Consider the following 14,295-nt stretch of genomic DNA (forward strand, 5'->3'; position numbering starts at 1 on the left):
ACTTCCAATCCATGCTTTCGCATTTGAAACGTGAAGGGATGCGACCGATCTGTGTGACGTCGCTTCCATGGTTGGTGATCTGTTTTTTGTGCAGTCTTTGCATCGCACAGGATCCAGTGGCGTCTCCTGTTCAACGCGAATCGTCGCAAACGCGAGTAGATGAAATAGGACGCATCCTGCAAGTGGAGGTGGGCGGCGGCGGTCGTTTTTTGATTCTGCGACTGGAGAACCGTCTCGCAATTTTTGACATCCTTCCCGGCAAGATCGTTTCCCACGTGCCACTGTCATCCGGCAAGCCGGTCATCGCAGCGGGGAAAAGCATTCTGGTGGTCATTGATCCCGCGACGAAACAGATCCAACGGTGGTCGTTGCCGGAAGCCAGGAAACTTTCAGAAACGACACTGAATGTCGAAATGCAGGTTGGGCAGGCAGCGATCGGTGCTGCATCCGATGGTCCACTTCTGTTGGTCCCCGAACCGTGTCAGTGGCCGCTCGAAGAAATTCGTCTGTTGAACCTGCAGACGTTGATACCAATGGATGAAGAGATTGAGCTGCTTGGCCGTGTCTTCCACGCACCCGACGAAGGGCGTCCCGGATTCGTGACTGCTTCCGACGATGGGACCACTTATTACGTTGGACCAACGGGGTTCCTGCTACGCGTTGAACCGAACCGTGTTGTCGGACGATTTTGCACGGAGATCGACTGGACGAACCCGATGCAGCCGGGGCGTCTGGGACGCACTTTATTTGGTTGGGGCGTTCCACTGAACCAAAGCGATACCAAGACGCTTCCCGAAGTGATTGATCAGGCTCGGACCCGTGGGATCGAGAATCAAATCACGATCCATGATCACGACGGCCCCTTTTATCTCAGCCTGCGTCCGGTCGAGGATGGTTCCGATCTGGAAATGCTCTACTTCGCGACGGGAGAACTCGAACCGCTCGGCAAGGTGCCGGGGGTTGCGTTGGAGACTGGTGCGGGGCACCTGCCGGTAACGCAACGAGTTCACCTGCTCTCGCAGACCGGAGTGATCGTCACGGTGAATGATCGGGTCGGACGGATCGTTGTGCATCGCATGAGTCCCGATGACGTGTTACCGTCGAATGACCCGAGGCGGTTGGCGCTGAGACCACCGTCAAGCTTGATCGCGAATGCCGAGCAAGCGTTTGCCCACCAACTTCAACTGGTTGGACAAAACAGTGAAACAAAGTTTGAGATCCTTGGCGGTCCAGATGGACTGACCGTCGATCAGAACGGGGTTCTACGTTGGTTGCCGCCCGAACTTGGCAAGGACATGGCCATCGATGTCAATCTTCGGGCGTCTCAGGGTAAAAACCAAATGGTTCATCCTTTGGTGATCACCGTTCGTTCATTGCGAGGGCGTTCGGGTGATGTTCAGGATGGGGCGCGGTATGACCGCCGGGGGACGGGCGCCAAATGGCTGGTCGATTCCCCATCCAAAGACTGGCTAACTGAAACAGGGAACGGCGAACCGATGGAAGAGCCGATCAAGCTGCGGGTCGGAACCAAACCAAGCTTGATTCGACCTGCCGCCGAGGGTCGCGCCTTGTTGTTTCGTCAGCCAGGCAAAATTTCAATTCTTTGCACTCGAACGGGAGAGGTGATGGCGCAGTTGCCGGCACCTCACACCGGTACTCATTTTGCTGCTGGCTTGGATTGCGTGGTGGTTCATGATCCGATCGAGCAGTCTCTCACTCGCTGGCGGCTCAGTGACCTGACCATTTCACATCAAGTGAAGGTTCCTTTTGCGGGCGAAGCGAGATTGATGTTGCTGGGCGCGTCGTCGGATGGCCCTTTGCTGGTGGAAGCGAGGGGGGCACATGCAATTCACCGATTCGACAGTCAAACACTCGAGTCGCTTGCGATGCTGCCCATTCGTTATCTGAATCAACGCCCCCATTTTCGACCGCCGCCTGATACGGTGAGAGCGATTTCAGAGAACGGCTCCACGCTACTGGCGGCGAGGTTCAACGAATGCGTTTCGGTTGTGCCTTCGGACGCCCAATACTCGGCATACATTCACCGGCAGTCTGGTTCCCAATTCGCCAGGGTGTCCGCCGATGGCCAGCAAATCTACTCCGACTTCGATGCATTTGATCGCTATTGGCGACCGCAACCATTCAAAGCGTCCAGTGGAGTGCTCTTTCCAACAGTCTCTGGACCTTTCTTTTGCCGTTTTCGTGCAGAGCAGTATCAGGTTGGGTCCAGCTTCCGTCCCAAGCACGGTTACCGACTCAACGCCGAGTTCTTCCATCGTCATTTTTCCGAACCGCTCGCCACCTTGAACAACTTGCCGTTGGCCGAACCGCAGAAGCATCTACAACATGTGAATCTGAGAGACGAACAGCTTTGGATCGTCCCGTCGGTCAACCGGCTTGTTCGATTCGATTCACAGACGATCGAGTTTGTGCTGCGCCATTGGGATGTTCAGGCAGCGCTGAAACGTCTTCCAACGCTGCAACCGATCATCGTCTCGTCCCCCTCGGTTTGGATTCGTCGTGGCAGCTCGTGGTCTTATCAACTGGAGTCACTCACCAAGGGCAAAATTAGCTATCGGATTCCTGTCAAGCCGGACGGCATGGAACTGCACGAAGATGGGAAGCTGACTTGGAATGTGCCGACCGATCTGACAGAACACAATCACCGCGTGGTGATCGTTGCCACGAATGAATATGGGAAGGAGGAAAACCATGCTTTCGATCTTTTCGTCTTGCGCTAGAATTCGAGCGGCATTCCAGACGACTCCAGCGGCCAGTCTGATTGCCATCTTCTGTTGCGGAATAGCGTTTTGCCAAGAACCGTCCGAGTTGCCGGTCATTGAGTTGAAAACGTCGACGATCGAGCTTGAAGCCCCCGTCGAGAAAGCCTGTGTCGGCGGACGAGGACGTTTTCTAATTGCAAGCCTTCGGGATCGACGCGAAGTCGTCGTTGTCGACCTCGTCCGACGCTTCGTTTCATTCACCATCCCGTTGGGGGAAGAGGTCGTGGAACTTGCGGCCGGGACCACTCACTTGCATGTCGTGGCTCCGGATTCTGGCTTGTTCCAATCATGGGACCTGAGAACGGGCGAGCGATATCGAGAAACAGCGTGGCCCCTCACGGGACATGTCAAGAACATCGCGATGGGATCCGGTAACAATCGACGATTGGCCGTTTGTTTTGCCGATAGCCCTCATGCGAAGGAGCCCGTGCAATGGGCAACGATTGAATTGCCGTCGATGGAAGTCCAGCGATTGGCGATCGAAGACGATTCACCGGCCACTGACTTTCAGTTGCAAGCGTCAACTGATGGGACCGTATTTGTGGCGAGGTCATCAACCAGCACTCCACATTACAGGGGCATTGTATTGATCGACCCGTTACACGCGGAATGGTTGACTTGGCCGGATGCGCCGAAAAACATCCGGCCTAACGAATCGGGGAGCCGTTTGTTTACCGACACGGGAGTCTTCACGCTCCAGTTAGCCAAGGATCAAAGTACGGGCATGGAAGGCATTGCAAGGTGTGTTCCAGCTCTGACGGGACCGATGTATCTGACGCAGCGATCCCATGACGAGGCAAACACTTGGACATTGAGATCGTTCGATCGTCCCTCTGCGTTGGCGACGATCCGATTCGACAAACACTTTTCTGACCGAGATGCCAACGCTGTGCCAAAACTGGGCCGACCGCTTCTCTTTTCAGTCGAAGGCCGCTATTTTGTCACATTGAAGGACGACACTGAAGTCGTCCTTCACCACTTTAACGCCAGCGAGCTCACGATGGACGACTGATCGCGTCGGTTAGTCAAGATTCGGTTTTGCGGTTCACACTGCCTTCGCGAGTTCTCGCAGTCTCCCAGAAAGCGTTTCACAACCCAGCCAAGGCGGGTGGCGTCCGTCCAAACCACACAGACGAACGGTCTGCCATTATCATGGACGGTTTTGCGGGTGTACACGCTTGCAAGGTGTGGCGTGAAAAACGCTTGCGCCGTTCCCCCCTTAGTCATCATCGGCGTTTGCTCCACCGGACGGATGACGGGCAGAGGGGTGTTTTCATGGTGAGCACTTAAAAGACATTCAGCACTTCTTTGGGGCGTAGGGGAATTCGGTCGAATGGCATTGCGTATCACTTGCCCACAGGGACACGTCCTAAACGTCAAGGAAAGTGCTCGAGGAAAGAAGGTTCGGTGCCCGACTTGTCAAACATTGATGAAAGTCGGCGGCGCACCCACCTCCACTCAAGCGTCCCCTAAGCCAGCGTCCCCTAAGCCTGCAGCGCAAACGGCGAAGAAGCGTCCGGCTCAGACCGAATCGTCGAGAATTGTTGTAAAATGTCCCACCGGCCATCAACTCAAGCTCAAGTCCGAGCTGATGGGCAAGAAAGTTCGCTGCCCGAAGTGCCATGAAACCTTCACCGTTGCGAAGGCTTCTTCCACCGCAGCACCTGCCGCGGCAAAGCCCGCCCCTGCCTCCAAGACGCCCGCTTCCCAAACGCGATCCAAAAAAACGCGCCCAACGACTGACGCGTCGAGTCCGACCGATCCACTGTTCGCCGGCCCGCTCGACACGGATCCCTTGTCACCCCATTCGGCCGAGCAACAAGGCAACGCGGATTGGTTTGCAGACATTCCCACCTTCGATGACGCGCCCGGATTCGATGAGGCTCCGGCGCTGGATACGGGACAAGATTTCGATCTGGGAAAGGCTTTCGACAACCTGCCTGGGATGGATGCAGATCCATTCGCGACGGGTCACACGGCGCCAGCCAATTTCGCAACGGGAGTGTCCGCAGCAGGTGGCATGATGGATGCCCACTCATCGTTCCCGGGTCAAACGCCGGCCGCGGCCGCCATACCAATCAAAACCAGGTCCACTGGGCAGAAGCCATCGACCGCCGCTGGTGATCCGGCGCTGCGCGTCCCCTGGATCGCATTGGCTGCCGGTATTGCGACTGGCTTGGTGTTGTTGGCTGGCGAAGGCTTCCTGCTGTTCGGTCTTGGTTCCAAGGAGGGCGCCTCGAAGAATGTCGTGGCGAAGCAGACCGTCAACGATGCATCCGCTGCGTCGGAACCGCACCCAGGTGCTGCACAACCTGGACCGGAAGTGCGGGCGGAAATGTCACCGGCGTCGAACTCAAATCGGGAAACGCTGCACGAGGACGAAGTCAAAAGCACGATGGTCGAGAAGTTGGAAGGTGGACCGCAAGACGAATCAGCGGGACGTCCCAACATGACAACACAACCCATCCTGGAGGAAATCAAGCTGGACGCGAATCCTTATCTCTTGGAAGGCTCCGGCGGAAACCGTTCGCTTCCGACCAAGACACGGTCGGTTGTGTATGACACGTTAACCGGGCGGATTGCGCTCACCCTGGACAGTGCCAACGGCAAACGTGGCGCGGTTGTTGTCTACGAGATGGACAAGCTGATGGACGGACCGACCGAACCGGTTGCAATTTTCGAAACCCCTCATTTGCCAACGGCCGTCACCATCAAACCATGGCAGGGAAAAAGACTGTTTGCGGTAGCGTGCGAACGTCAGGCCGAAGTTTGGCTTTACGATGTCGACACCCTGCAGCCGGCTGGGCAGATTTTGACCGGTGGCCCAGAAATCATCGATGTTCAAAGTCTTGGTTCCAGCCGCGATCCGAACGATCCGTTTCTGTACTTTGCAGCGGTCCAGTCGTACGAGCGAAACGGCAGTCCATACAAGGACAACGTGATTGGACGTTTGAATGTGTCCACCATGGAAATCGACAGTAAAACGGAACCAGCGCAACGTGGGAATGAGACGACGACTCCTGATGGCCTCGTGGCTGTTTCGGCTGACGGGTCGACTCTGTTTGGTAAAGACGCGTCCTACCACTACGAGAAACTGCCCGGTGATGGCACGGAAGGAAGACTGACGGCGCTTCACAAGTTGGAAAGTCGCTTTGGATTCCGCTCGACCCCGGGACCGTTTGGTGTCCAAACTTTATCGTCTTTTACGTTGTGCAGCCGTGACCTGTTTGTCACCGACAACACGGGCGTGCTATTGCTTGCCAGTGGAGAGCAGAATGCAATTCTGATGGGTGTCGAGATGCTGCATAACCAGCAGCCGATCGATCCCAAGGGCCGGCTGAAGATCGTTTCGGCAAATAATTACGAAGAGCTTGCCGCGGTGGATTTCACACAGGACCTCTTTAAGGGAGTTCTTTGGGGGTTCCTCGATGAAACGCGAAAACTGGCGATCGTGACGACCAATGGTTCTCTCTATGTTTGGCGTGATCTGCTTCAAGACGTGCCTCAGGAACCTTGGTTGACGGTGACTGCCGCCATTCCCGACCAGGTCGTCGTCGGTCAAGAGATTTCGGTTCCGTTGCAAACTCCGTCGGGAGCCGACGTGACGTTTGAGCTGATTGATGAATCCCCGTACTACGTGGAGGAAGAGAAGGAGGCTCCCTTCGACTATCAAGTTTCCTATCGTGATTCGCTGACATTTTCTCCCTTTGCAACTTACTCTATTCCCGATGACGTCACATTGACGGGGGACATCGACATCTTCGTCTTGCTGCAAACACCCGACGGTCAGTGGACACGTAAAACCACCCTGCACGAAACCGTCTTCCGCGACTTGAACGACGATGGGAAAGTGAATCGAACCGATGATGAAAGCAACCCTGATCGAAAGGTGGTTGCCGTTGCAACCGTCACGGCGAACAATGACATGACGGTCACGTTCACCCCGATCAGTGACGCCATTCGGTCTACACTTCAACCGAACACCGACGGGGCCGGACGGATTTACCGATACTGCGGAGTGAGCCGGTTTCGTGCCGCGGTCTGCTTGGCGCAGAGCGACGATCCGTCGGACATCATCCCGATCACCAAGGTTTCGAACGTGAAAGTCGGGGTCACGGATACGGTGGCAATCGCACGAGGAAGGCGCAACGCGTTCACCTCAGGAGCTCCCCCTAGGCCGAAGCCAAAACCGCCGCTTCGGAATAAGTTGTCGCAGTTCGACTTTCGAAATGGCACTCAGTTCGTCAGCGCGAAGGACAGTTCGATCGCGATCAAGGAAGGCACTCTGACCTGGACCCCCAGTGCTCAACAGATCGGCAAGTTGTCGTTAGGAATCCGCGCGCGATCGGGCAGCCTCGTCAAAGACACCTACTTTGGTGTGGACGTCACGCTGGGTGGGTCCAGCGAAACGGAAGCGTTGCCCTTTTATGTCAATGGGATTTCGTTCCAACGAGATTCGGACTTGGCAGTGATCTGGGGAAATGATTCTGAAATGGATGTCGTTTGGAGGTACAACAAGAAGAGCAGCAAGCCGTCGCCGGGTATCAAGTACATGGTCGGCGTCTACGATTGGCGTCAGGGAAAGGTGCTGCGGCACGAGGAGGTGCCGGTGGAGATCGACTTTGCGGGGATCAGTCCCAGCGGAATTTGTGCAACGATTTCGGATCCACCGCGGCTGGTCCGCTTTGACCACCAAACGTTAAAACCGGTCAAGCAGGTTCCCCTGCAGACTCAAGCACTCCGATTGGTAGTCGTTGCCGACAAGTACGTTGCCACTACCGCCTATGCGAACGGCGAGCGTTTTAAACTTCCGTCCCTCCAGCCGATTCAATCTGAATTGCCGGTGACATCGACTTGGTTGGCGGAAGATTTTGGTGACGGCTGGATGTGGGAAGGCGTCCATTGGGACAAGGCAATGCGGGAGGCGAAATTGTTGGCGATGCCGATCGCCTTTGGCGTGGGCCCCGATCCAAACAAACACGGCCATATCGCGGGATTTGAGAAAGCCGCGCGGATCGAATCATCGGGTCCTGTGCTGCTGACGCTCCACGATACAATCTCCAGGGTCAAAGGATTGCCGATCCCGACTCACCCTTGCCGGTTGTCTGTCCAACGGGACAACGCCTCCGTCATCGGCGAAATGTCTTTTGAATACAACCAGAAGGAACGCAAGGTCATCGTGCCTTCCTCGCAAGCTGAAAACCCTAACGCAAGGGGACAGGCTCCCCTGTTCGTCGCGCACGGACCGGAACACTCGGCCGCCATTGTGGGGGGCAAAATTCGAATGATCCCCTATTCACTGTGGGATCTGCCTGAGATTGGATTCAACTTTCAACCGGTTCAGTCAACCTTCCTGCTCAACCCTTCGCAACCAACCGACGTCCAGTACTCCGCGCCCGATGCCGTCAAGTATCGCTTGCGACTGATGAGTGGATACACACACAGAAGTGGAGGCACGTTCTTCTCAGACAGCAACGCAAAAGTGCTATTTGAAGCCGAATCAACCGACGGTTCTTTTGAGATCGCGTTTGAGTCGGTCGAGCCGTTGATCAATGCGGCACGCAAGATCGCCGGGATCGATGATTCGTATTCTCGCAACCGAAACCTGTCACCGGACCAGCTGGAAAAGAGAGTGGTTGATGCGTTGGTGGCTTATCGCAAGCAGGTCACCGACTCGTATCGCAACTTGACAGGGCGTGCGCCGCGTAAAACTCCTGTTCCCGTTTATGCGTACGTGACCGCGGAGAACGCGGCCAGGGAAAAGGCTGTTTTGTTTCATGCCTATCTGGTTGATATCGATACCACGAATCATTCATTCGAGTAGGTTTGAAAACGAGCTTCCCGTTCCGATGGGATGATTTCTTTGCTGGCTCGCGTTCCCATGGCTCCCCAAACACCGTAAGGGCTTTCCTGGCCCACGTTGTCGAACAATGGCGAGATCGATCGTGCGTTGGAGTCGCCGATGTCGATGGCATTGGAAACAAAACGCACCGCTCCACTGGCCATCAGGACATTAACGCCATCGAGATGATAGGACGATGCTGACAGGCAACCACTTTCGGGATCCTGAAGCAAGGTTGCCGAAGGGCCGTTTGGCGGCAGCACCGTTGTAAAGGCATTTGTCAGGAAGCTTCCCTCGGGCCAACGTGATCCCTTCCCAACCGACCAAATGGTTTGTCCCGATCGATACGGCTTGTGAGCGGATGTCGCGGTTTTCAGGGCATTGCCTGGTGATGCGATCAAATCGTCAACACCTCGAACAACCATGGCTCCCGAATTCTTTGTGCCGACACCGATGATCGTTTCACTGATCATCGCCGTGTTGGACAGTCCGTCCAGAATGTCGCGAAACTTGATCAAAGTGTGCGGGACGAAGACGCCTCGTCCCACGTCAAGACGCAACACTCGGTCTTCCGCTGAATCGTCAAAGAGCCGACCAACTGAATCGACCGCATCCCCATAGTTCATCATGTAGCTGCGCATTCCAAAGTCCTTCTTGACGGCAGGATCGGATGGGCACAGGAACCCGTCAAATTGAACGGACCACAACGTGTACTCCGAGGGATCGTAGGACGGGACTGGCCCCATCGCTGGGAAACCATCGGGGCCGACTTTGGCCAATTTCGACCAGGCCGCCCGTTGCTCCAGGAACGGCAACAACGCCGCAAAGCCGGACAAGCGGCCACGGTTGGAGTCCCGCTCACGGCTCAGCTTGCGAGGGAAACGCATCTCACCCGTGGTGCCACCAACACCCATGGGCATTGCATTGTAGGCTGAGTGATAGTTATGCACGGCGAGTCCGATCTGTTGCATGTTGCTGCGGCACCGATCTGCACTGGCGAGCTCTCGCGCCCCAGGCATCGACATCGCCCCAAGAGAAAGCAATACCAGCACACAAACCAACAGCGTGATTGCCGAGCTGGAGGTTTCAAAGATTCGATTCATAGGACTACTGACCTGATTGGAGGGTTGCGACGGCGTCATAAAGTGGAATATCAAGAAAGACGAAGTACTGGAGTTCAGCGACCCTGCTGTCGCGATCGCTAACCTTCAGATGGATCGGCACGGCGATTGGAAAACCGTTCAGTTTGTGTCCTGTGAATCGTTTGAAAGCTTCGCCCCACTCCAACGACCGGTTCTTTAGTTCCAGGGCAACGTCCTGCGTCGTCCCCCTTTTCATGACCGATGTCAGAACCTCCGCCGCTGCCTCAAGCAGGCCATCCCGCGAAAGTGTCACTTCACCTGTCTTGTCGTTCATCGTCACGCCGCGCGATCGCGTCATCAAAAACAGATTGTAGGGCGGACTGCCACCAGCCACTGAATGACTCAACGATGTCGAGGGATTGGACACCAGGAAGCCCGACTGTGTTGGCACGAAGTGCAATTCAACAGGCGAAGGATCAGTGCCCGTCGATGCCTCGTCCGTTGTATCAAGTTCGAGCGAGGATGGGTTCCAGCGATAGATTCTCGATCCACAGCTGACAAACGCACTGCCGCCTGCCACGTGCATCGCCGGCCGATTTCGCACTCCGGCGGTTGTCGATTCTCGAACGATCGGCACTCCTGCCACCACCGATCCGTCCAACCTCCCGACAAGCAGTGTCAAACGCTGCTCTGTTTGCGACAGCCCCACTTTGGGATCGGAGACGACATGGATGCGATTCTCAAGCGAGACTCGCAGACGCGCCTCTGGAATTGCGATGGGCCCCGCCACGATAGCGCTGCTCGAATGCGAGCCACCTCGGTAGGCCGAGGAGTCGTGTGATGGAAAACGTTGGCGAAGAAAACGACCATCCATCAAATTCGCCTGAGAGCCGGGCAGCGTGGCCACCGTCCCCGGCGCGACGATCAGTCTCGGCTGGGAATCGTTCCGGCCACACAGCACGCCATCGGCAAGCACACCATCTACCAACACCTGCGGCAAAGGATCTCGCGAACGGGATGATGCTGCTCCTTCTTCCTGCTCACGCAGACGCTTCAGCGACTTCACCGAGTAAACCGCGACGCTCTTGTCACCATGCAGCAACAATTCATCGCCTTTGATCTCCATGTTCTGGACAGGGTAGGCCGACAAAATTAGCTTTCGTTGCTCAAGTGTTTGCAAATCGAGAAGATGGATCTGTTGGTCTTCATTGACCGGCAAGACGGCAAGGAGGTCGCCGAGCAACACGACCTGCTTGATGAAGAACGACAACTCTTTGGTGATCGCTTCGGATACTTGGTGCAATCGAATCACGCTGAGCGTGCTGCCGTTTTCGCCTTCCTTGCCCGCGTACTGCGTGAGACGTCCGGTGTCGCCCGCTCGTCCCGACCAGCACACGTAGAATGCAAGGTCCGGATCGACAAGAAAGTCCGCCACATCGATCGATGTTTGCACAGATGGCTGACTGACCTCCAGCCGGAAATCAACGATCCGTTCGATTTCATCAAATTTGAGTGTGATCGGAATCTTCGTCGTTCCGACGTCCTCCCCCTTGGGACGCCAACTCAGTCCGCTGACGATTTGTTTCATTCCGGGTGGCAAGTCGCCGACCTCGATCGATACTTTCGGGTCGGTCGCTCGCAATTCCGCTTGCTTGTCTTCACCAACCGGGAACTCGGCTGAGGTTGACTCCAGATTCATCAGCGGCTCGTCATCACGCAACTCAAATCCAGCGAGTGGAATCAAGGCAATCTTGTCACGCGATGCATAGACCACACGTTGATTGACGTCGTCCGCGAAGACCCTCGCATCAACGAGCACGTGTCCTGTTTGTGCGTGCGGCCGTTCTGTCTGCTGCCGTGAGATTCGACGGGGCACGGTCAGCATGCGAACCACCGCCGGTGGGATCTCAACGGTGGACGTCGCCGACAAGTACGTGTTGAGCGATGCTGCCCGCAAACGCAGCCTTCGTTGCGACTGAAGCTGGCTCGCGATCAGTCCGACGATGACCGGACGAGAGCGAAAAAAGCAAAGGGGCGTAAAGTCCATCGTCGCGACAGGTTGATCCAGACTGACCGAGCGAATCTGCGTGCCTAACGCGGTGATTTGACCAAAGGGACCGGGCACACACTCACCTGTTGCGTGACGATCGGTGAAGAGCGGCACAAAACTGGGGGTCAGCGCGGAAAAACCACTGATCATGCGAAGTGACTCGGCTCCCTGGGACGAGGAAGAAGAGCGTCGGTAAGCGAATCGACCATCCGTCGAGATCGTGCAGTCGCTGGAATCGTCCAACACTTTGCCGCAATCGATCATCCGTCTCAAATCGACCGCTCCGACCCGCGGCTTGTCATCGGATTCATCGCTGTAGTAGACAAATGGATCCTCTGGATTGGTCGATGCCATCACGCGTGAAACGTGATTCCCGTCAACGCGAATTCGTCCGACCGACTCTAGTGAATCAGCGGTCAGTAGGCAGAGTTCGGACGCTTCCGAACAGGCGACCACGAAATAGTCATGCTCTTGATACCGTTTGTAGACGACCGACACGGGATGTTTGGCGATCTTTACTTTCGGTGACGAACTGTAGTCAGCGGATTTCAATGCATCCATACGAATCAAGTGAACTTGATCCTGGGACGGATCCAAACAGGCAATGTCACCGGTGGACGGATTGATCGCAAAGTCGCTCATCATGGCTGGCAAGATAGCGATCGTGGGTTGGCTGCTCCTCGGGTCAACCACTTCCGAATCGACCGTTGAGCCATCGAGCGGAACTTTTGTTGCCACACCGAGTTGGAGGGAGATGGGAAGCTCTGCGGGCTGAGACCAATGCTCTCCACCGCCTCGCCGGTTGATGCGGACTTGGAATATGAGATTGCCTTCAAAAGGGATTTCGAGATCGGCCAGGGCATTCGATTCGCCATCGCGTCCGGAGGACTCCACACGGAAAGGTTCCGACACCAGCAACCTTTCCGCTGCGGGACGCCACGAACCATCGCTCTCAGGAAACTCAACGGTTTGGTCGGAATCACGGAAGACGATCAACTCCCCAGATTTGACAAGGTGATTGGGATCGACGAATCGAATACGAAACTGATGCTGCCCTCGCTCGTGACTGGTCTTCTCAACGGATACTCTCGTGACACGTCCCAAGGCCGTTTGTTGAAGGATCTGCGCTGGAATGGCAAAACCGATGCTTGTGCCTCGGACCTTTGCGACTGCAACACCGACCAGCCGGCCATCTTCCGAGACGACCGGTCCACCCGAGTTGCCGGGGTTGATCCCACCGTCAATCTGCAGCATCGAAACCGTGTCGTAGTCATCAAAACGCAGGCTCGACACTGTTCCCTTGGTGATCGTGATCGAAGGGTTCCGGCGATTGGTCTTCAACGCATCCCCAAACGGAAACCCGGCGGCCAACACCGTGGATGTCTCGTAGACTTGGACATCTTTCGCCGGACTGATAGGCGCAGGAATCTTTTCGTCATACGCCCTTAGGAACGCCAAGTCCGTGTTTTCCTCTTTGCAGGCGACCTTGGCGGCGACTTCAAACTCGCGGCTTGTCCCGCTAAAGAAAACGCACGTGATCTTCTCAAGCTTCCCCTCTTCCGGATCGATCACATGTGCATTGGTGACAATCGTGCCCCAGTGGCTGTCACGCTGGAACAAGAAACCGGATCCTGATTGAACGCCCTTCGAAGTCGTGACCTCGATGAAGACGGTGGCGGACTTGATCGCTTCGACCACTTGCGCTGGATCCCGTTCCGTTGCTTGATCCCGTGCAGGGGCCGATGGCTTGGACGACTCCTTCGTCTCCACGATGCGGGCTCGGACTTCGGCCACGGTTGATTCTCGTGGGAAGGTTTGGGACGGACTTGCGTTCGAACTTCCCGTTGGTTCGCTTGTTATTGACGGCATCTCGATGGGCTGCTTGTTGTGGCGTCGATGTCGGTTGGCATCGGCAACATCCCAAGGCATTTCGGTGGACTCCAGCACGCCAACTTCCGCCACCACTTCTTCGTCAGAGGGTAAAGCCTCCCGAGAGAACGCCCACCAACCCAGTCCAGCGATTGCGACGAACAACAACGCGGCGCCCGCCCCTGCGCACAAAGCGAGCACGGGAGTGATCGACACCGCAGGCTGGGCTCTTTTTGGATCGCTGGCGACAACATGCGGCTGCACGATGATTGCCGCAACCGCATCGTCGGCGTCGTCCGATTCCACCACATCGGCTTCTCCAACGTCGATCGCCTCCTCCTCGATCACTTCGTTTGCTGCTTGACCGTTGTGCCCACAGGTGGGACAAGCAATCGGATCACCAAGCCTCGAGGCTGCCATTTCAAATGACTTGCCGCATTGACCACACTGAACAAAGAACGACATCGCTGAAAACCCCAAGAAAACGAAAAACTCAGTCGATAGAGTTTATCGTATTCAGAGCGTGCTGGCCTGTTCCCATCCCAGCTTCTTCCGAGAGCTTTTTGTCCGGTGCCACCCACGAATGGCACAGTCATTGACGACTGGTTTGGTGTCAGCGCATAAGATGTCTATCTGCAGGTTGGCTATTTCGTTTAAAATTGCCAATGC

5 protein-coding genes are annotated in these 14,295 nt (G+C 55.9%); 3 read left to right on the forward strand and 2 right to left on the reverse strand.

The window, feature by feature from the left end:
- Nucleotides 1–11 precede the first annotated feature (11 nt).
- The 3 genes from FHS27_RS29655 to FHS27_RS29665 all read left to right on the forward strand — a co-directional run bounded on the left by FHS27_RS29655 (nt 12) and on the right by FHS27_RS29665 (nt 8,607).
- On the forward strand, nt 12–2,741 hold the full coding sequence (locus FHS27_RS29655; protein WP_184309883.1) for a hypothetical protein: 2,730 nt from the start codon (nt 12–14) through the stop codon (nt 2,739–2,741).
- Complete coding sequence (locus tag FHS27_RS29660; RefSeq protein WP_184309885.1) at nt 2,713–3,795, forward strand: hypothetical protein; 1,083 nt, start codon at nt 2,713–2,715, stop codon at nt 3,793–3,795. The genes FHS27_RS29655 and FHS27_RS29660 overlap by 29 nt, the downstream gene beginning before the upstream one ends.
- Before the next feature lie 579 nt (nt 3,796–4,374).
- Nucleotides 4,375–8,607: a hypothetical protein gene (locus FHS27_RS29665; protein ID WP_184309887.1), complete on the forward strand. Its 4,233-nt coding sequence runs from the start codon at nt 4,375–4,377 to the stop codon at nt 8,605–8,607.
- On the opposite strand, the gene FHS27_RS29670 is transcribed toward FHS27_RS29665, so the two are convergent.
- The gene (locus tag FHS27_RS29670; RefSeq protein WP_184309889.1) at nt 8,592–9,728 is read right to left on the reverse strand and encodes a DUF1559 domain-containing protein; all 1,137 of its coding nucleotides are present in this window, start codon (nt 9,726–9,728) and stop codon (nt 8,592–8,594) included. The genes FHS27_RS29665 and FHS27_RS29670 overlap by 16 nt on opposite strands.
- Before the next feature lie 4 nt (nt 9,729–9,732).
- On the reverse strand, nt 9,733–14,091 hold the full coding sequence (locus FHS27_RS29675) for a S1C family serine protease (protein WP_184309891.1): 4,359 nt from the start codon (nt 14,089–14,091) through the stop codon (nt 9,733–9,735).
- Nucleotides 14,092–14,295 lie beyond the last annotated feature (204 nt).

The organism is Aporhodopirellula rubra, assembly GCF_014192335.1.
Taxonomy (GTDB): domain Bacteria; phylum Planctomycetota; class Planctomycetia; order Pirellulales; family Pirellulaceae; genus Rhodopirellula; species Rhodopirellula rubra.

Excerpts from the sequence above, each read along its gene's own strand:
- FHS27_RS29665 (WP_184309887.1), top strand. The coding sequence starts at position 4,375 with ATGGGCAAGAAAGTTCGCTGCCCGAAGTGCCATGAAACCTTCACCGTT.
- FHS27_RS29670 (WP_184309889.1), bottom strand. The coding sequence starts at position 9,728 with ATGAATCGAATCTTTGAAACCTCCAGCTCGGCAATCACGCTGTTGGTT.
- FHS27_RS29655 (WP_184309883.1), top strand. The coding sequence starts at position 12 with ATGCTTTCGCATTTGAAACGTGAAGGGATGCGACCGATCTGTGTGACG.
- FHS27_RS29660 (WP_184309885.1), top strand. The coding sequence starts at position 2,713 with ATGCTTTCGATCTTTTCGTCTTGCGCTAGAATTCGAGCGGCATTCCAG.
- FHS27_RS29675 (WP_184309891.1), bottom strand. The coding sequence starts at position 14,091 with ATGTCGTTCTTTGTTCAGTGTGGTCAATGCGGCAAGTCATTTGAAATG.